At 70.7% G+C, this 19,476-nt stretch carries 13 protein-coding genes; 4 read left to right on the top strand and 9 right to left on the bottom strand.

From position 1 onward, the window contains the following. Positions 1-59: 59 nt before the first annotated feature. The 4 genes from Bequi_RS02325 to Bequi_RS02310 form a co-directional block, all read right to left on the bottom strand. Complete coding sequence (locus Bequi_RS02325; protein WP_249736390.1) at positions 60-1,769, bottom strand: glycoside hydrolase family 13 protein; 1,710 nt, start codon at positions 1,767-1,769, stop codon at positions 60-62. Positions 1,770-1,858: 89 nt separating this feature from the next. Further along, positions 1,859-2,773 carry a carbohydrate ABC transporter permease gene (locus Bequi_RS02320; RefSeq protein ID WP_249736389.1) on the bottom strand — a complete coding sequence of 305 codons (915 nt, stop codon included), beginning with the start codon at positions 2,771-2,773 and terminating at the stop codon, positions 1,859-1,861. After that, complete coding sequence (locus Bequi_RS02315; protein ID WP_249736388.1) at positions 2,770-3,693, bottom strand: carbohydrate ABC transporter permease; 924 nt, start codon at positions 3,691-3,693, stop codon at positions 2,770-2,772. Before Bequi_RS02315 ends, Bequi_RS02320 begins: the two co-directional genes overlap by 4 nt. 28 nt (positions 3,694-3,721) lie before the next feature. Continuing rightward, the gene (locus tag Bequi_RS02310; protein WP_249736387.1) at positions 3,722-5,101 is read right to left on the bottom strand and encodes an ABC transporter substrate-binding protein; all 1,380 of its coding nucleotides are present in this window, start codon (positions 5,099-5,101) and stop codon (positions 3,722-3,724) included. A gap of 69 nt (positions 5,102-5,170) precedes the next feature. Here Bequi_RS02310 and Bequi_RS02305 point away from each other — a divergent pair, with 69 nt between their 5' ends. Together Bequi_RS02305 and Bequi_RS02300 are read left to right on the top strand one after the other, a co-directional pair. Next, on the top strand, positions 5,171-6,436 hold the full coding sequence (locus Bequi_RS02305; protein ID WP_249736386.1) for an ROK family protein: 1,266 nt from the start codon (positions 5,171-5,173) through the stop codon (positions 6,434-6,436). Between the two features lie 26 nt (positions 6,437-6,462). After that, positions 6,463-7,068, top strand: coding sequence for a LysE/ArgO family amino acid transporter (locus Bequi_RS02300; protein ID WP_249736385.1), 606 nt, complete (start codon positions 6,463-6,465; stop codon positions 7,066-7,068). 8 nt (positions 7,069-7,076) lie between these two features. On the opposite strand, the gene Bequi_RS02295 is transcribed toward Bequi_RS02300, so the two are convergent. Further along, on the bottom strand, positions 7,077-7,463 hold the full coding sequence (locus Bequi_RS02295) for a hypothetical protein (RefSeq protein ID WP_249736384.1): 387 nt from the start codon (positions 7,461-7,463) through the stop codon (positions 7,077-7,079). 229 nt (positions 7,464-7,692) lie between these two features. On the opposite strand from Bequi_RS02295, the gene Bequi_RS02290 reads away from it, so the two are divergent. After that, positions 7,693-8,802 carry a hypothetical protein gene (locus tag Bequi_RS02290; protein ID WP_249736383.1) on the top strand — a complete coding sequence of 370 codons (1,110 nt, stop codon included), beginning with the start codon at positions 7,693-7,695 and terminating at the stop codon, positions 8,800-8,802. A gap of 89 nt (positions 8,803-8,891) precedes the next feature. On the opposite strand, the gene Bequi_RS02285 is transcribed toward Bequi_RS02290, so the two are convergent. The 4 genes from Bequi_RS02285 to Bequi_RS02270 form a co-directional block, all read right to left on the bottom strand. Next, positions 8,892-9,815, bottom strand: a complete 924-nt coding sequence (locus Bequi_RS02285; protein ID WP_249736382.1) for a hypothetical protein — start codon at positions 9,813-9,815, stop codon at positions 8,892-8,894. A 166-nt stretch (positions 9,816-9,981) separates the two neighbouring features. Further along, complete coding sequence (gene pulA / locus Bequi_RS02280) at positions 9,982-16,326, bottom strand: pullulanase-type alpha-1,6-glucosidase (RefSeq protein WP_249736381.1); 6,345 nt, start codon at positions 16,324-16,326, stop codon at positions 9,982-9,984. 189 nt (positions 16,327-16,515) lie between these two features. Beyond that, positions 16,516-16,932, bottom strand: coding sequence for a VOC family protein (locus Bequi_RS02275; RefSeq protein ID WP_249736380.1), 417 nt, complete (start codon positions 16,930-16,932; stop codon positions 16,516-16,518). Between the two features lie 31 nt (positions 16,933-16,963). Next, a complete protein-coding gene (locus Bequi_RS02270; protein ID WP_249736379.1) occupies positions 16,964-18,694 on the bottom strand; it encodes an HNH endonuclease signature motif containing protein in 1,731 nt (576 codons plus the stop codon). 239 nt (positions 18,695-18,933) lie between these two features. Between Bequi_RS02270 and Bequi_RS02265 the strand changes: the two genes are divergently transcribed. Next, the gene (locus tag Bequi_RS02265; protein WP_249736378.1) at positions 18,934-19,461 is read left to right on the top strand and encodes a hypothetical protein; all 528 of its coding nucleotides are present in this window, start codon (positions 18,934-18,936) and stop codon (positions 19,459-19,461) included. Positions 19,462-19,476 lie beyond the last annotated feature (15 nt).

Genomic DNA, 19,476 nt, shown 5'->3' with positions numbered 1-19,476 from the left:
GGTACCTTTCGCGCGCCGTAAAGGTACCTGAGCGGGCCACGGGGACAGAGGCCTCGCTCTCAGCCGCGCAGCCAGAGCGTCGTCTCGCCCGGGACCTCGCCCGGGACCTCGGCGGGGGTCTGCTCGCCGGTCTCGGGACCGCTCGAGAGCAGCAGCTCCGCCCCCGACTCGGAGATCGCCTCCGGCAGCGGGGCAGGCTCCGCCCCGAAGTTCGTCACGCTCACCCAGCCGCTCGGGCGGCGGAATGCGAGGACGCCCTCGGCGCCTGTCTCGAGCCATTCGAGCTCCTCGTCCGCCTGCAGGATGCGGCGCAGCTCGAGCGCCCGGCGGTAGAGGCTCAGCGTCGAGGCCGGATCGCAGTCCTCCGCCTCCACGGAGCTGGAGGCGAACCATTCGGGCTGCGGCAGATGGGGAGCGGCATCGGTCTCGCCGAAGCCCAGGGAGGCGCCCCCGCGGGACCAGGGGATCGGCACGCGGCAGCCGTCGCGGCCGACGTCCACGCCGGGGTTGCGCAGGAAGGTCGGGTCCTGGCGGGAATCCGGATCGAGGTCGCCCACCTCATGCAGCCCGAGCTCCTCGCCCTGGTACATGTACGTGCAGCCCGGCAGCGCCATCAGCAGCATCGACGCGGCCCGCGCCCTTCGCAGGCCCGCATCCGCGCGCACAGCGTCCGCCGCACCGCCCTCCAGGAGCCACTGGGCCCCGCCCTTCCTCCCGGTGCCGGCGACGGGGTCGAGACCGTACCGGGTGGCGTGGCGCACCACGTCGTGATTGGAGAGCACCCAGGTGGTCGAGGATCCGCTGGCCTCGGAGATCGCGAGGTTCTTCTCGATGATCGAGCGGAACTGCTCCGCGTCGAAGTCGGCCTCCAGCAGGTCGAAGTTGAAGGACTGTCCGAGGCTGTCCTGGCGCGCGAAGCGGGCGCGCTGCTCCGGGGAGCTCACCCAGGCCTCGGCGACAGCGGTGCGCGGCGGGTCGTAGGAGTCGAAGACCTCGCGCCAGGTCGCGTAGATCTCGTGGACTCCGGGCCTCTCCTCGAAGGGGTGCTCGCCGGTGGTGCGGTCGATCGCGTCGGCCTCGGCCTTCGACATGATCTGCTGCGGGTCCTCGGGGATGTCCTTCAGCAGGAGCTGCGCGACGTCGACGCGGAACCCGTCGACCCCGCGGTCGGACCAGAAGCGCAGGGTGGTCAGGAACTCCTCGTTCACCTCCGGCTCGTCCCAGTTCAGGTCCGGCTGCTCCTTCGCGAACAGGTGCAGGTACCACTGCCCGTCGCCGACGGGCTCCCAGGCGGGCCCGCCGAAGTAGCTGATCCAGTCCGACGGCGGCTCCTCGCCCTTCTCGCCGCGGCCGTCGCGGAACACGTAGCGGCCCCGCTCCTTCGAGCCCTTCGGGGAGGCGAGCGCCTCGCGGAACCAGCGGTGGCGGTCCGAGGTGTGGTTCGGGACGATGTCGACGATGACCCGGATCCCGGCCTCGTGCAGCGCCGCGAGCATCGCGTCGAAGTCCTCGAGGGTGCCGAGCCGCGGATCGACGTCGCGGTAGTCGTCGACGTCGTAGCCGCCGTCGGCCAGCGCCGAGGGGTAGAACGGGGACAGCCACACCGCGTCGATCCCGAGCTCCCGCAGGTAGTCCACGCGATCGGCGATGCCGCGCAGATCGCCGAGACCGTCGCCCGAGGCGTCCGCGAAGGAGCGGGGGTAGATCTGGTAGACGGCGGCCTGGCGCCACCAGTCGGCATCGGCGGTGAGGATCTGGCGGTCGGTCACGGAAGGTCTCCTCGGAGTCGGGATCGGGTTCGGAAGCGCTGAGGGCACCGGGCGCGCACGCGCGAGCCGGCGCCCTCAGTCTCGAGCGGCTACTTGATCGCGCCCTGGGTCACGCCGGACAGCACCCAGCGCTGGGTGAACAGGTACACGATGATCGCCGGTGCCATCGCCATCAGGTAGGAGGCGAAGGCGACGTTGTAGTTGTTCTGGAACTGGTTCTGGAAGATCGACTGCAGCACCGGGAGGGTCTGGTCCCGCGGGTCGGCCGTGATGAGCGACGGCATCATGAAGTCGTTCCAGGAGGCGAGGAACGCGAAGATCGCGACCGTCGCGCTCATCGGCGCGAGCAGGGGGAAGACGAGCTTCCAGAACACCTGCCAGGTGGTCGCGCCGTCGAGCCGCGCGCTCTCCTCGAGCTCCTCGGGCAGCGAGCGCAGGAACGCCGTGAACAGCAGGATCGAGAAGCTCAGCTGGAACATGATGTGCAGGATCGCCACGCCGACGGGGTTGTCGAGGCCGAGGATGCCCGTCAGGCGCACCTGGGGGAGGGCGACCACCGGGAACGGGATGAACATCGCCGCGAGCAGGTAGAAGAACGACCAGCGGAAGAACCTGCGATCCCAGTTGCGCACGATCGCGTAGCTCGCCCAGGCGGCGAGGATGATCGTGCCCGCGACGGTGACGATGGTGACTGCCGTGGAGATCAGGAATCCGCGGGTGAAGTCGATCATCTCCCACGCCTCGGCGAAGCTCGCGAGGTTGATCGGGTTAGGCAGCGTGAACGCGGTGCCGTCGACGGCCTGGGCGGTCGTCTTCAGCGACATCGCGACCGTCACGTACAGCGGCGCGAGGATCGTCAGGGCCCCGAGGAGCAGCAGGATCGTCGCCGGCCAGTTCGTGCGGTCGGTGCCGACGCGCCGACGGCGCCGGCGGGCAGGGGCCTCGGAGGACGCGGCCGCGGCGATCGCGGCCTGGGAGGAGGAGGCGTTGGCGTTGGTGGTCATGAGGCGAGCCCCGACTTTCCGCCGCTCAGGCGCAGCTGCAGGAGTGCGAGCACGATGGCGATGACGAAGAAGATCGTGGCGTTGGCCATCTGGTAGGCGTAGTCGCCGCCCTCGAAGCCGCGGAAGATCGTCATCGCGACCGAGCGGGTGGCCGTGCCCGGACCGCCGTCGGTGAGGCCCACGATGATGTCGTAGGTGTTCAGGAAGTTCTTGAACGAGATGATCGTGTTGATCAGGACGTACCCGGCGACCAGCGGGAGCGTGATGCGGAAGAGCTGCTGGGTCGGGTTCGCGCCGTCGATCGAGCTGGCCTCGTAGACCTCGCCGGGGATCGACAGGATGCCGGCGATGTAGATCAGCATGGTGCCGGGGATCGACTGCCAGGCCGTCACGATCACGATCGTCACCCACGCCCAGGTCGGGTTCGCCAGCAGGCTCTCGGAGAGGACGTCCGATCCGATCCACGCGCCGAAGGCGGGCACCGAGTTCGAGAACAGGAACTGGAACACGAACGCGATGATGATGCCCGAGATGACCATCGGGATCACGTAGATCGCGCGCAGGGCCGTCCTGAAGCGGATGTTCGCGGTCAGGCCGAGTGCGATCAGGAACGCGAGGACGTTCACGACGATGGTCGTGACCAGGGCGAACATGATGGTGAAGCCGTAGGCCGACAGCACCGAGGGATCGCGGAATGCGGAGATGTAGTTGCGCACGCCGATGAAGTCCCACTCCCCGAACCCGATGGAGTTCGTGAAGCTGTAGAAGATGCCCAGCAGCGCGGGCAGCGTGATCGACAGCGAGAACAGCACGAGGGTGGGGATGAGGAAGACGTAGAACATGGGGTCGACGCGCCGCTTGCGCTGGCGCACGGGCGCGCTCGCCGCGCTCGCGGCGCGCGCCGGGGTGGTGGTGCTCATGGGAGGGCCTTTCGTCTCGCGGGTCGCGTCACTGGCGGAATGCCAGCCTGGCCCAGTCGTTGTCGAGCTGCGCGAGCGTCGCGCCGATGTCGGCGCCCGTGGCGATCGCCTGGAAGTAGTTCTCCGCCGGGATCATCAGCGGGATGAACTTGGAGGGGCCCTGGTAGAAGCGGCCCTCGTCGTAGTAGGTCTGCATCTCCGCGATCCGAGGATCCTCCGCGGGAGGCGCATCGGTCGTGGTCGAGAAGCCCAGCTGCTCCTTGTTGTAGGGGTGCTGGACGTCCGGCTGCATGAGGTAGCGCACGAGCGCCTTGGACTCCTCGTGGTGACCGGAGGCCTCCGGGATCCACAGGGCGAGATCCGTGTTCACGCGCACTTTGCGGTCGTCCGGGTTCTCGGTCATCGGGAGGGGGAAGGTGCCCATGTCGGTCGGGACGCCGACCTTGTCGATCTCGCCGAAGGCCCACGGACCCTGCAGGTACATCGCACCCGCGCCGCCAGCCATCGCCGTGTTGCCGTCGCCGTAGCCGCGGCTGGCCGCGTCGGGATTGATGTACTCGAGGAGCTGCATCATCTTCTCGACCGGCTCGCGCATGACCGCCGAGAACGACACCTCGGAGTCCGGGGTGACGTCGGGGCCGGCCTCGTTCATCGCCCGGAAGAACTCCGCGACGTCGACCATGCCGCCGACCGCGTAGTCGAACCAGCCCTGGGCGACGGTCCACGGATCGGCGAGGGTTGCGTAGAACGGGGTGACGCCGGCGGAGCGGAACGCCTCGCAGACCGCGAGGAGCTCGTCCCACGTGGTAGGGACCTCGAGCCCGTGCTCCTGGAAGAGGGTGCGGTTGTAGATCGTGGAGGCGGCCATGATCGAGTACGGGATCACGCTCACGCGGTCCTCGAAGCCGGGGTACTCGTCCACCAGATCCTGCACATCCGGTCGGATCCGCTTCGTCTCCTCCATGTCGGCGAGGTCGATGAGCGCTCCGCGCTCCATGAAGCGCGCCATCTCCAGGTTGTAGTTCAGGCAGCCGACGTCGGGCGGGCTGGAGCGCACGAAGGCGGCCGAGAGGCTGCCGGTCTTGTTGTGCACGACGGTGATGCCGTCAGCCTGCGCATTGAAATCCGCGATCGCCTGGGTGAAGAAGGGGAACGCCTCGGACTTCGTCTCGTGGAAGAACAGGGTGGTGCCGCTCGAGCTCGAGCAGCCGGCGAGGGCTGCCGTGCCGAGCACCGCGCCGCCGGCGAAGAGGGAGCGGCGTGCGAGCCGCGCTCTGCCCAGCGGATCAGGGGCGGTACGGGATGGGGTCACGGTCATCTCCGGGAGGTCGGGCTCGGCGGGCGAGCCGGGGAGGGTCGCGCTCGCGGCGATGCGGCGGGAGCCGAGGACAGGAGTAGATTCAGTCACCGAATCTAGTGGCGTGGTTCACTGTGGTCAAGAGGTCCGACGGAGGGATCTCGCAGAGCTGAGGGGTGCATGGGGACGACGCAGAAGTCGCGCACGGCGTTCGAGCCGGGGTCTGCCCGAGGGCAGGGCGCGCGCCCCCGCGCCGTGCTCGAATTCGCCTGGGGGGCCGGTGCCTTCCTCACAGCCGACGCGGTCTCGGCGACCGGTCTCGCCCGCTCTGCCGCCATCGCCCAGTGCACCGCCCTGGTGGAGGCCGGCTGGCTCGCGCAGCTGCCGAACGCGAGGGAGGCCGGCACGGCGTACCGCGCCGGCCGGCCGTCGCTGCGGTTCGCATTCCGCTCCGACACGGGTCTGGTGATCGGGGTGGACGCCGGCAAGGACCACGTCGGTGCGGTGCTCACCGACCTCGCCGGCGCGGTCCTCGCCTCTGAGCGCCGCGATGTGCCCGCAGCCCTCGCCGATCCCGGCGCTCCGGACCTCGCCGGCCGCCGTGCGCTGATCGAGCAGCTCATCGCCAGGGTGCAGGCGGCCGGGCCGGCCCCGCACGCGCCGGTGCTCGCGACTGTCATCGGCGTTCCCGCTCCCTGCGATCCGCAGGGACGCTCTCCGCGCGAGCCCAATGCCCTGTGGGAGCTGGTGAACCCCGGTCTGATCGATCTCCTGTCGGCCCCGGGGCAGGTGATCGTCGACAACGACGCGAACCTCGCCGCGCTCGCTGAAGGGACCGTCGGCGCGGCCCAGGGCAGCGCCTCGAGCGCCACGCTCCTGACCGGCGAGCGCTTCGGCTCGGGCCTCCTCATCGACGGGCAGGTCGTGCGCGGCAGGCACGGTCGCGCCGGAGAGCTCGCGGTCATGGAGCTCGTGAGCGGCGTGGGGGAGGCGTACGGGCTGGGCGCCCTGGCGAGGCGCTGGCTCGAGCAGGACCAGGCTGCGGGCGTCGTCCCGCTTGCCAGCCCCCTGGCGCGCCTCGCCCAGAAGCACGCCGACGGGGAGACGGTCCTCCTCGCTGCGCAGGAGGGGGATCCCTATGCCGGGGAGCTGCTGTCGCGGATGGCGCAGCGGCTCGCACGGATCGTGGCAGTGCTCGCCGGTCTCCTGGACGTGGAGACCGTCGTCATCGCGGGGGCCCCGGCGGCCGCGATCGACGGCGTGCTGGATCAGGCGCGCCCGCTCCTGGCCTCGCTCCTGCATGCGGCGCCGCCGCGCCTGGTCGCATCGCCGCTGGGGAGGGAGGGGGTGGCGCGCGGTGCGGCGGTGCGGGGGATCGCTGCCGTGCGCGAAGCGGCCCTCACCGGGGCGAGCGTGGGGGAACTCGTGGGCGCCTCAGCGCTCTGAAGGCGCTCTGACCTAGGGTTCCTCCCATGACCGCAGCTCTCCACGGCCTTCTCACGGGCCTCTCCCTGATCGTCGCCATCGGCGCGCAGAACGTGTTCGTGCTGCGCCAGGGGCTGCGCCGGGAGCATGTGCTCGCGGTGGTGACGATCTGCGCGCTGTCCGACGCGGTGCTCATCGCCGCAGGAGTGGGCGGGCTCGGCGCGGTGATCCGCGCGGTGCCGTGGCTCGTGGAGGTCGCGCGCTGGGCCGGGATCGCATTCCTGCTGGTCTATGCCGCCATGGCGGCCCGGCGGGCGCTGCGGCCGACGGGCGAGGCCCTCGAGGTCGAGACCGCTCCAGCTGCTCGCGGGCTCGCTGCGGTCATCGGCACCGCCCTCGCACTGACCTGGCTGAACCCGCACGTCTACCTCGATACCGTGCTGCTGCTGGGCTCGATCGCCTCGAGCCACGGGGAGCAGCGGTGGTGGTTCGCCGCTGGAGCGATGTGCGCGAGCCTGCTGTGGTTCAGCGCTCTCGGCTTCGGGGCGCGCGTGCTCGGCCGGTACCTGGGCAGTCCGCTGTCCTGGCGGATCCTCGATGCGGTCGTGGCGGCGACGATGGTGGCCGCGGCGATCATGCTGCTGCTGAGCTGACCGGCCCGTCAGATCAGGAGGCCGCGGCCCAGGGGGCTCACGAGCGCGGCGATGATGCCGAAGGCGAGGAAGATCCCGCCGCCCGCGATCATGCGATCCCGGGCGACGTCGATCGCGTCCTGGAGGTGCATGGGGAGCGCGATCAGTCGAGGCGCGGCGCCGGGAGCGTCGGCGGCGTCGGCAGCGGGCGGGGTCCCGGCGGAGGCGAGCGCATCAGCGGCGGAGCCGGCCGGCGCCAGCACCGCGGCCAGGGGGCCGGTAGGGACGATGAGCGCGGCGGCGCGATGGAGACGGGCGGCGGAGCGCGCCAGATGCATGTCATGCAGCCCGGTCATGAACAGCCACATGGCGAAGGCGACGACTGCGAGGGGGAGGAGCCAGAGGAGGGACGACATGGATCGGATCCGATCGCTCATGTCAGACGCCGACGACGAGCAGATGCCCGCAGGTGTGGCGAGTGAAGGGGTGGTGCTCCCGACCCTACGCCTGGGCGTGCGCCGCGCCAAGGGGAGGATGCCCGAGTGTGAACGGGGCGGCGGATTCGGGGCGGAGGGCCGTCGCCGCCACCCGTCGACCGTCAGACCGGGCGCGTAGTCTCCCCGGCAGCATCGAAGGAGGATCCCCATGGACACGACACGACCGCAACTGAGCGCACGGCGCAGCCCGCGCCAGCGCATCTCGCAGCTGGGAGGAGCTCTGCGCGCCCTCCCTGCTCGGCGTGCTCCGGGCAGGCTCAGCCCGCAGGATCTGCGCCTGATCGCGGATCTGCGCAGCGTGATCCCCTCGCTGCCCGCCCGGCTCGAGCCGCGCGACGTGGTCGGCGCCTGCGAGCTGGTGCTGCGCCGCGCCGCGGAGCACGAGTTCGCCCGGGAGGGACTGGACCTGGTCGACGCGCTGGTGGACCTTCCTCCCGCGTGGGGCCGACGCGACCTCCTGGTCGCCGACATCCCCTCCCTGCCCTCCTACCAGGCGTTCGTGCTGACGGCGGCGGCAGCGCCGTCGCTCCGCGAGATCGCCGGAGGGGGCGCCTCTGCACGCTCGCAGCTCGACTCCCCCTCTGCGCGGGACGAGTACGGCATCACGTTGGAGGCGGCCGGAGAGCTGGTCTCGTTCCTGCTGTCGCGGGGATGGGACCTCTTCGGATCAGACCTCGAGTTCGGCCCGCTGGAGCAGTCCGATGCCGAGACCGATACCGGCACAGATGCCGGGCGCTGGAACCGCGCGGAGCTTCGGGCGCGGGAGATCATCGCCCAGACGCTGCAGCGGGTGGTGACGATCCCGCAGGCGCTGCGTGCAGCGCAGCAGGAGCAGGTGCGGGTGCATGCGCGGGGGCGGAATGGAGCGGACGAGCCGGGGGAGTCGCCCGCTCGCGCTGCGGCCGCGGATCCCGACGCCGACCTGTTCGCGCAGGGCGGCCCCGCGGGCGGTGCGGATGGCGAGGAGCGTGCCGCCGCAGGGGCTGCCGGCGCTGCGGGCGATGAGGAAGCGGAGGATCCGCGCTCGTTCGCGCAGCGGGCTGCCGCGGCGGCGGGACGGGGTGCGACCTATCTCGAGCATGCGCGCACCCTCCGCGATCTGATGCAGACCGATGCGGGCCGCACGGCGCTGAAGGTCGCTCGCGAGGGCGGGACCATCGCCCGGGATGTCTATGCCGCCTCGCGCGGAGGACCCGCTGACGGCGCGAACTCGCGCAAGGCCGGGGGCAGCAGAACGGGCCGCGGCACGGGCAGCTGACCCGTTTCCGGACAGCAGCAGGCCCCGAGCGGAGATCCCGCTCGGGGCCTGCTGCATGCGACGCACCCGACATGGGGCGCGGTGCCGGGTCAGCGCACGCGCGGCGCCTTCGGACGGATCGCGATCAGACCCAGCAGTCCGATCAGGGTCGCGACCAGCGAGCCGACGAGAACACCCCACGCCGCGAGGCGCAGGTCGCCCTGGGCGAGGGCCGGGCCGGTGGTCTCCAGGACCTGGTTGCCCAGGAGCGTGCCGCTGCTCAGCACGCCGGTGCGCTCTGCGGCCTCCAGCAGGAACGTCCAGCCCATGCGGACTGCCGCACCCAGGAAGAGCAGGATCGCAGCGAGCTTCGCGAGCGCCCGGTAGCGGCCGAGGCAGGAGCCGGCGAAGAGCATCGTCAGCGGGGCGAGGATCAGCACGCCGCCGAGGGCGATCACGCGCAGGGTTTCCGCCCAGCCGGTCGCTCCCGTGCTGGTGCCGTCGGCTGTGAGGGTGCCGTGCTCCGTGCCCATCGCCATCAGCAGCAGCTCGATGAGCAGAGCGAGGAAGAACAGGAACCCGACCACGACGGTCAGCATCTGCAGGCGGCGCGTCAGCTTCACCTCGGTCGCGGGGGCGTCGTGGGAGCCGGCGGTGCGCGGCGTGGTGGGGGAGCTGCTGCGCTGGCGCGCGTCGCGGTCCTCCTCCCAGCGGCGGCGATCGCGATCCTGGGGGCTCGTGCGGCTGTCGAGATCACGGGCCCGCTCGCGCCGGTCGGGGTCTGGATCGCGGCGCTCGCTCGGTGCCGGGCGGCTCTCCTCGCGGCGGTACCGGAGGTCGCGGTCGCGTTCGCGGTCTCCTGCGCGCTCGTCGCGTGCATCGAGCTCGGCGCGGCGCGTGGGGTTCGCTGCGAGATCGGCGGTGGGGGACTGCGCGTCGTCGAGGCGCGGAGCGCCGGGGTGCACGGTCGACGGGGCGGACGCGGCCTCCGGAAGCAGCTCGGGCTCGTTCTCAGGGCGGTACGGACTGGACATGGTGCTCCTCAGGGGGAAGGTTCGGATGCCTTCACGGTACCTGGCGGACCTTTGAACCCCCCGGCCCAGGGCCCTGGCCGTGACGCACGGGTCGCTGGGGACGGCGGAGGGCCCGCCTGCTGCCGCGGCAGCAGGCGGGCCCTCCGGTCGCTCGCGCAGAAGGCGATCAGTTGTCGACGAAGTCGATGCCTGCCGTGTCCATGCGATGCATGAACGCAGCCATCGCATCACGGTTCATCGGACCCCACGGACGGTACGAACCATCCGGGAAGCCCGTCGTGATGCCTTGCGCCTTCAGCCACGCGATCTCCTTCGCGTACTGCAGACCCGCCGGAACATCCGAGAACGGACCCGCCGCCGGCGCCGACGCCGCAGGCTCCCCCGCGTACCGGTACACGAACGCGGCCATCGCATCACGATCGATCGGCGTCACCGGACGGAACTCCCGAGTCCCGTCGGCCTTCACCCAGCCCGTGGTGATGCCCTCCTGGTAGGCCCACAGCACCGCGGCATAGTGCTCGTCCCCGGCCTTGATGTCCGTGAACGGCGACGCCCCGGAAGTGTCCACCGCAGGCGATCCAGCCATGCGGTACAGGAACGCGGCCATCGCATCGCGGTTCACCGGGGAGACGGGACGGTAGGAGCCGTCGGCCCAGCCCGTCACGTAGCCCTGCTCCGCCGCCCAGCAGATGTCGTCGTGGAACTGCAGCGACGCGGGCACATCCGTGAACGCGCACTCGAACGGGGCAGAATCCTGCTTCGCGACGAAGACTGCCACCGTGCGGGCGGGGACCGTGGCGGTACCGGTCGCGGCATCCCACGAGGACCGCTTCACCACCTGGTCGCTGCCTGCAGCCTGCACGTCGGAGAGCGCATACGACGTGCCCGCCATTGCGTCGATCGTCTCGGTGAGGTCCTCGTCGGACGCGTTGAAGACGACCACGACGCCGTCCAGCAGGGGATCGGCATCCGTGCCCTTGGTGTCGTCGATGCGCATCACGAGCACGCCGGGGGTGGCATCCGGGCCGGCATTGGGGAAAGAGACCTTCTCGCGGATGGCATCCGCATCGCCGAGAGTGAACAGCTGCGAGGAGCGGCGCAGGCGCAGCAGATCCAGCGTGGCATCGGCCGAGGCGGAGATGTCAGCGGGCGCCGGGTAGAGCGCCTCGTTCTCCAGCATCGGGCCCATGAGAGGCCAGGCCTCCTTGTTCTTGCCCTCGGGCGGCAGGCCGCGGCCGAAGCCGTTGTCCTGACCGGTCCAGTCGATCGCATTGAAGTGATCGCCCGAGTCGTAGGAATCGCGATCCAGCGACTTCGAGCGCAGCAGATCCGTGCCGGAAGCCCAGAAGGAGGGCGACTGGCCGAGAGCCACGGTGGCCAGGGACAGCGTGTTCATGCGGACCCGGGACTCCATGGTCGAGTCCTGGGGCATCTTCCACACGTTCATGTCCCACAGCGTCTCGTTGTCGTGGGCGTCGACGTAGTTCACCGCCTCCTCCGGCCGACTGGTGTACCCGGCAGGAGCGCCGTTGTAGTCGATCTGCGAGGCCCGCACGAGCTTCCCGTGGGAGTCCGTGAGCTCGTAATCGGCGAGGCTGCCGGTGAGACCCACGCGGATCAGATCCGTGCGGTGCAGGAGATCGGCGCGCTGCTCCTCGGGCGTGCCGACGGCAGCGGAGTTCGGGTCGGTGTAGAGCCCGTTCCCGAAGCCCTGGTGGGTGCGCTTGTCGGTGTCGAACGGCGAGCCGCCGTGCACGCCGTCGCGGAGCCGGTCGTTGAACGCGCCGATGGAGGTGCCGTTCAGCTGGCCCTGCGTCGCCTGCTCGAACCGGGCGTCGCCTGCGACCTCGCCGAAGTCCCAGCCCTCGCCGTAGAGGTACATGGACTTCCCGTCCACGCCATCCTTCTCGAGGGTCAGCTCGTCGAGAGCGTCGCGCACGGCTTCCATGTTCTCGCGCGAATGGTGGCCCATGAGGTCGAAGCGGAAGCCGTCGACCTTGTAGGCCTTCGCCCACAGCACCGTCGAGTCGACCATGAGCTTCTGGCTCATGGCGTGCTCGGTGGCGATGTTGGAGCAGCAGGTGGAGGTCTCCACGGCTCCCGTGAGGCTCAGCCGCTGGTAGTAGCCGGGAACGACCTGGTCCAGGACCGACTTCGGGTCCTGGCCCGAGGCGGCGGTGTGGTTGTAGACCTGATCGAGCACGACCTGGAGACCCATGGCGTGAAGGTCGCCGACCATCCCGCGGTACTCCTTCGTGCGCTCCCCGCCCACCTGGTGGCCGTCACGCGCATAGGAGCCCTCCGGTGCCATGTAGTGGAACGGGTCGTAGCCCCAGTTGTAGGCGTCCTTCGCGGCGACGGCCTTGACGGCCGCCTGCTGGAGCGGGGAGGCGGGCCCGGCATCTGCGGGGATCTGAGGCTGCAGCTGCGCTGCGCGGTCCTCCTCGATCGTGGCGATGTCGAACGTCGGCAGGAGGTGCACCGTGGTGATTCCCGCCGCGGCGAGCTCCTTGAGCCGAGCGGTGCCGTCGGAGCCCTCTGCGCCGAACGCCGCGTAGGTGCCGCGCTCATCGGCCGGGACGGTCTTGTCGCCGGCGGAGAAGTCCCGCACGTGCAGCTCGTAGATGCTCTGGTCGGCGAACTGCTCGGAGCGGGGAGCGGGGGTCTTCGCCCACGTCTCGTCGCTCCAGCGCGGATCGCTGAGATCCGTGAGGATCGAACGGGTGGAGTTCACGGTGAGGCCGACGGAGTACGGGTCCGTCACCTCGTTGTGCTCGACGGCGCCCGTGGGCGGCACGAACACCTCGACGTCGAAGAGGTACTCGCGATCCTCCCAGGAGGCGTCGCCTGCGACGGTCCAGACTCCGCCTGCGCCCCGCGCCATGGCGATGCGCTGGGGGGCGGCGGCGGGATCGGCCGGATCGAACAGCTCGAGCTGCACGCTCTTCGCCGTCGGCGCCCACAGGCGCAGGGTCGGCGCGCCGTTGGCGAAGGTCGCCCCGAGGCTCTGCCCGGCGGCGTCCTCGGCGTACAGGTCGTCGAGCACACCGGGGATCTGCACCCCGGTCAGCGCGGTGACCGTGCCGTCGGCCGCGGTGGAGACCACCACGAGCTGGCCGGTGAGAGCTTCCTCGAGCTGGGCGTCGCTCACACCGGCGAGGTGGAGTGCGGTGAGGCCGCGGAGGTGCCCGCGGTTCTCGAGCTGAGCGTCGGTGAGCCCGCCGGAGGCCACCGACAGGGTGCCCAGCTGCGTGCCGCCGGTGACGGCGCCGTCGGCCAGAGCAATGCCTCCGGTCGGGGCCGACCACAGCGCATAGGTGCTGCCTGCGGCAGTGAGATTCGCAGGCCATGCGATGGTCGAGCGATCCACGAAGTGTGCGAGGGACTGACCGGAACCGGTCACAGGCGGGTCCTCCACGAGGATCTCGAGGGTGTGCGTGGCGAGGGTGTAGCGGAACGTGACCTTATTGTTCGCTGCAGTGGTGAAGGTGTAGTTCGCACCGCCCGGTGCGCCGTCCTGGCCGTAGTTCTCGTCCCAGGAGCGCCCATGGGCGACCTTGACCTCGTGCGCCCCAGCGGGGATCTTAGTGGTGGAGAACTCGTAGACGCCGTCGCCGTCGCCGTCGGTCATCCAGGTGCGCATGCAGTCCGGGGCCCAGTCGCCCGCGCAGCCGAGCGCCGCGTCGAAGGAGCCGGGCAGGGTGATGATCGGGCCCTGCGCCGAGTTCTGGACGACGTGGGTGGCGGGGTCGTACCAGAAGGTGATCGGGCCCCCGGCATGGGTGTAGCGGATGTTGTCGCCGCCGGGCACGCCGCCCGCACCGTAGCTCTCGTCCCAGGTGCCGCCGACAGCGGCCTTGTACTCGAAGTCCCCGGCGGGGAGGTCGAACGTCGCGGTGTACAGGCCGCTGGCCTCGTCCAGGGTCAGCCGCGCCTGGCTGCAGGCCGGCATCCAATCGCCGGCGCAGCCCATGGCCGCGTTGTGGCTGCCGGGGACGGTGACGTCCTCGGGCCCCACCTCGCCCTCGCCCGGGGTAGGCGCCTCGGTGCCGAGATCGACCCCGACCACGCCGGTGCTGGACGCCGCGACGCGCGCGCCGGAGGCATCGGTGGAGACCGCGCGGTACTCGACGACCGTGCCGCGGGGGAGTGCGCGCACGTCGTGGAACACGCGAGGGGTGTCATCCTCGGCGGTGCCGAGGCTCGTCCAGGCGCTCTGCCCGGCGAGGCGGTAGGAGAACGACGTCTCCGCCCAGCGATCGGCACTCACGCTCGCGCTGATGGGCGCGAGGCCCTCGAGCGCCGAGCCCGGGGCGAGGTCCAGGGAGATCGACTGCTCGGGACCGGCCGCGGCCACGGTCGTGCCCGCCTTCAGCACGACGGCCGACAGCGCGGGGACCGTGAGGGTGAGCTGCCCGGAGCCGTCGGCGGTGAGGGACTCCTCGGTGCCGTAGAGACCGGTGTAGGTAGCGCCCGGCGTCAGCGTGGTGAGCGTGACGGTGCGCGGGGAGGTTGCGTTGTTGAGCGCGACCACGTGCTCGATCTTCTCCGTGCGGTCCACTCGCGAGAACGCGTAGACCCCGGCGCCGGAGTCCGCGTGCAACTCGATCTGCGCGCCCGTGGCGAGCGCGGGAGAGGACGAACGCAGGGCCGAGAGCTCGGCGATCTCCTGGTAGAGCGCCCCGTCGGTCCCGTAGTGGCTGCCGGAGCCGTACGGAGTGCCGTCGACCAGGACGTCATCGAGATAGGAGGGGACCTGGCTCGGGAAGAGGGACTGGCGGGCGTCCTTGTCGGCGCCGTCGCCGACGAAGCCCTGCTCGTCGCCGTAGTAGACGACCGGCTGGCCGCGCGTGAGGAACATGGTCGCGTGGGCCAGGGCGTCGCGCTCGGGGCGGCGGTCGGAGGAGCCCAGCAGATTGCCGATGCGCCCCATGTCGTGGTTGCCGAGGAACGTGGGCAGATCCGCAGCCGAGGAATCCGGCGTCGTGTAGTAGTCGTCCGCGTCGTAGAGGCCGTGCATGCCCGCGGTCGTATAGCCCTTCGCGAAGTTCAGCGCGGAGGACTGGAAGGCGAAGTCGAGCACGGAGCTCATGTCGGTGTCCCGCACATACGGGGAGAGCTTCGCGGCGTCGGCGTCGTAGACCTCGCCGAAGGTGAAGAACTCCTCCCCGGCGGGGGTCGAGGCCTGATGCTGCTTCACCGTCGCGGTGAAGTCCTTCCAGAAGTCGAAGTCGACGTGCTTGACGGTGTCGATCCGGTAGCCGTCGATCCCGAAGTCCATCCACGTGGTGTAGATGTCCTCCATGGTCGCGAGGACCCGCGGGTCCTCCGTCATGAGGTCGTCCAGGCCATCGAAATCGCCGAAGGTCACGGACTCGCCCTGCCAGGTCGAGTTGCCGCGATTGTGGTACATCGTGACGTCGTTCAGGGCCTGGGGCACCATGACCGCGTTCTCCGGGGAGCGCACCGGCGTGTAGGGGAAGGAGATCTCCGGATCCATCGCCGGGAAGGCGGGGGAGCCGGCGAGAGCGCTGACATCCACCGGATTCCCCGCGGCATCGCGGTACGGGGACGTCTTCTGGTCGATGTAGGAGTACTGGCCCTCCTCGTAGTCGATGAGGTCGGCGGTGTGGTTGACGATGATGTCGAAATAGACGTCGATCCCGCGGGCATGGGCGTCGTCGATCAGCGCCTTCAGCTCCTCGTTGGTGCCGAGATGGGGATCGATCGTGGTGAAGTCCGTGACCCAGTAGCCGTGGTATCCCGCGGAGGCGTTCGCGCCCTCGCCCTGGACGGGGTTGTTGGTGAAGCTGGGGGTGAGCCAGATGGCCGTGGTGCCGAGGCCCTCGATGTAGTCGAGGTTCTGCCGGATCCCGGCGATGTCACCGCCCTGGTAGAAGCCCTTGTCGGCCGGATCGAAGCCCGTGCTCATGCGGTCCCCGCTCAGACCGCCCGTGTTGTTGGCCGGATCGCCGTCGGCGAAGCGGTCGGTGAGCACGAAGTAGAAGTTCTCCCCGCCCCCGGGATGGCGGAAGGGCGCCGTGGCGAGGGCGTCGTCGGCGGCGGTGTAGCCGCCCGTATCGGCCTGCTCTGGGAGGGCGATCGAGAGCCGGTGCGAGGAGGCGTCGAACTGGAACGCCACCTGCGCGGGCCCGGCGAGGGAGAGAGGGATGTTGTCGGCGCCCCCATCGATGCCGTAGGCGGTGTCCCAGCTGCCGCCGACGACTGCCTTCACCTCGTGCTGGCCGGCGGGGACGGTGAAGGTCGCGGCATAGATCCCCTCGGTGCCCGTGGCCTTGAGCTCGGTCGCGGCGCAGTCGGTGCTCCAGTCGATGTCGCAGCCCAGCTCGCTCTGCAGGGAGCCGGCGAGCACGACGGAGCCGGGGCCGAGGGCGCTCGCGAGCGGGGCAGCGCTGAGGAGGCCCGCAGCACCGACGAGAGCGGCGCTCGCGGCAGCGATGGCGCGGCGCGCCACGGTGCTGCGGCGCGGAAGGGGGGCGAGGTGTGCCATGTCGACTCCGATGTCTGGCGTGGTCCCGGTAGGGGAGGGGGCGCGCGGGTCGTCGTCGACGGGGCGCGGTGTAGATATGAGATCCAACTCTAGGCGGGCCTAGCCCGCACTGCAAGCTCCCTGGGCAAAACCCGCAAGAACTTGCAGAGGGCATGGTGGTTCGTCCGGGATGCTCGAGTCCGAAGCTCCCTAGGACTCGCGGTCCTCGTCCCAGCAGATGCAGAACGAGTGCCCAGCCGGGTCGGCCAGCACGACGAAGCCTCTGCGGGCATCGAGACTCTCCGCCTCCTGCACGAGAGTCGCGCCTGTCCGGATCGCCTCCTCGCACGCGGAGGCGACAGCGCGGCGGGGGACGTAGAGATCCGGGTGCATCTGCATGCTGTGCTGGGCGGTCGGGTCGGTGAGGGGCCACGTCGGAGCGATGTGGTCGGGCGCGTGCTGGACGGCGAGAACGGTGCGGCCATGGACGACGATCTCGATCCAGCGCTCGTCATCGCCCGCTGGCACATCGGTGGTCGCCGTGCCGTCCAGGACGGAGGCCCAGAAGTCGGCCTCGCAGCGGATGTCGGAGGCGTCCAGCACGAGGTATGAGCCGGCGATCTGCATGGTTTCTCCCTGTAGTGGGCGTCAGTTCGGATCAGAACGGCGGGTCGCCGATGTCGAGCGGCACGCGGCCGCGGTGCTGTGCTCGATGAGCCTCCTGCGCCGCCTCGAAATCCTTCCACGACTGCTCGAGATCGGCGACGGTCTCGGGTGTCATGATGTCGCGGTCGTCCTCGAGGAAGACGCCCAGGCGGCCGCGCAGGCTCCAGCGCGTCCCGTCGCTGCCAGGCGGGAAGGTCCCAGCGCGCGGGGCGATCCAGTCGATGAGCTCCGGCTCCCGACCTGGTGGGGGTGAGGTGGTCGGCGGGGCGGCTGCTCCGAGGGCCGAGGGCGGCGCGGTCCCTGGGAAGTCCTCCCGCGCCGGATCGATCCACCCGTCGGTCTTCAGATCGTGATGCTGGCGGCACAGGTGGTGGAGGTTCTCGATGCTCGTCGGCCCTCCGTGGAGAGGATCGCGATGGTCGAACTCCTCGATGTGGTCGCATTCGGACGCCCGGATGATGGAGCGCGTGCAGCCGGGGGCCGCGCACTGCGGGTTCCGCAGGCGCAGATGCTCGCGCATCGCGGCGGTGGGCCGGTACTGGGCGGCCGGGCACGGCAGGAACGCGCCAGTGCTCGGATCGGTGAGCACTCGGAACCAGGTCGAGCTCTGCGCGGCGATCCTGCGGGCCATGTCGGCGGGGATCGGCTCGATGCCGTCGAGCGTCGCAGGAGCGTTCGAGACGCCCAGCAGCGACAGCACCGGCACGGTGACGCTGAGGCGGTACGCATCCTTCGGCACCTCGACCCCGTCGGTCTCGAGGTGGGCGGACAGCAGCGCCCCGTACTGCAGCTCGCGCAGGCTCGAGACGGAGCCGGTCGCGGTGACGATGCCGTCGAGATCGGCCGGGGCCTCGCGCCCTTCGGCGATCACCCGGCGCTGGGCATCCTGCACGGCGCGCGCTGTGGCGTCGAGACGGGAGGCGAAGGAGGCGATCTCCGGCTGCGGGCCGGTGATGAGCAGACGCCCCACGCCGTCGCCCTCGCCGGGCAGCATGCGGATGCGGCGCCGATTCTCGGGATCGAGGTGCGGCGGGGTCTCGCGCTCCACGAGCACCTGGGCGATGAGGTGCGCCAGCGCCTTGGTGAACCGCTTCTGCTCGACACGCAGATCCCAGGTCGACACGGTCACGTCGATCCAGGCGAGCTCTTTCGCGCTGAGATCGGTGGTGCGGCGCAGCATGTCCTGGAACCACGCGGCAGGGAACTCCCCGCCGGCGAGGCGCGTGAAGCACGAGGGAAGCAGGTGGCGCGCGCGATGCGCCGAGCGGACCCGCGCGCGAGCCTGGTGGATCGTGCAGCGCGAGGCGACGGCGATCAGCATGTCCTCCGCCTCGATCTCCTCCTCGGTCGCCTCGCATTCGGGGTGATCCCGCTCGAGCCAGGACATCGCATACAGCTCGAAGCGCCGGGCGAGGGCGCGCGACTCCTCGGCGATCTCCTCCCAGATCGCCTGGGCGTGCGCATCGAGGGCAGGGGAGGGGCAGGGCTCGACCCTGCGGGCGAGGGAATCGGGGGTGATCGGCCGCGGGGCCGTCAGCCGACGAAAGGGGTGAGGGGCATGGGCGGCCGGGGGCCCGGGGAGCGGCGCAGCGGACGGAGCGTCCGAAGATGCGGCCGCTGCGGGGCGGGCAGTAGGCGCGGAATCGCAGCGGCCGCCGGGCCCGGCTGAGAAGAGCGCAGCCTGCTGGCTCTCGAAGGTGATGTGCTCGTGCAGGTCTCCCATTGCCGTGCCCCCTCTCGTGGATGAATGCGCTGGCAGCGGTCCGATTCCGGTGGTGCTGCCCGATGAGAAGAACACTACGGAGGGGCACCGACATTCGAGAGCGGCCGAGCCCTCGCCGGGGTCGGGACCGGGGACCGCGACCAGAGGCGGGGGACCGGGGGCCGGGGGCCGGCTCAGCCCCTTTCTCCACCGCGATCACGAACGCACCGCGCCCCGTCTCCACCGCGTACCCTCGCCCCATGACCACCCCCGCCGCGCTCCCGGGTCTCCTCGCCGACCTCCGTGCGCGACTGCATGCGGCGGGCGTCCCTGCCGAGCCGCTCGCGCGCCTCATCCCGGCCCGGCGTGTGCTCCTCATCCAGCGCCCCGAGACGCTGCAGGAGATCGGGCGCGCGTGGCCGCTGGGACTCCTCCTGCTCCCCGAGGTGCCCGACGCTGCCGGCCCGCTGCTCCATGCCGAGGGGACGCTGACTCGTGCGCGCCCGCCAGAGCGCGTGGGGTACGTCGCGGAGTCGGCCCGCGAGAGGGATGCTCTGCGCTGGACGGCCTCGCGCGCCGGCTTCGCGACAGGGCAGAGCGTCCACGTCGACCCCCTCCCGCTCGATCTCGAGGCCCTCGCCCAGGGCGCGGCCGCCGAGGCGGGGCCGATCCTGCTCGCGCAGGACGGATCCCTGCGCATCCGCTGGGCGCCAGCGGCCTCGCCGCAGGACCTCGGCGCCTATCTCCGAGAGCGCACGGACCTGCTCCTCGAGCGCGCTGGCCGCTGAGCTCCCCAGCCCCGC

This window comes from Brachybacterium equifaecis (assembly GCF_023509525.1).
Lineage (GTDB): Bacteria > Actinomycetota > Actinomycetes > Actinomycetales > Dermabacteraceae > Brachybacterium > Brachybacterium equifaecis.
Note: the sequence above shows the minus strand (reverse complement) of the source record. Positions and strands in the feature narration are given on the sequence as shown.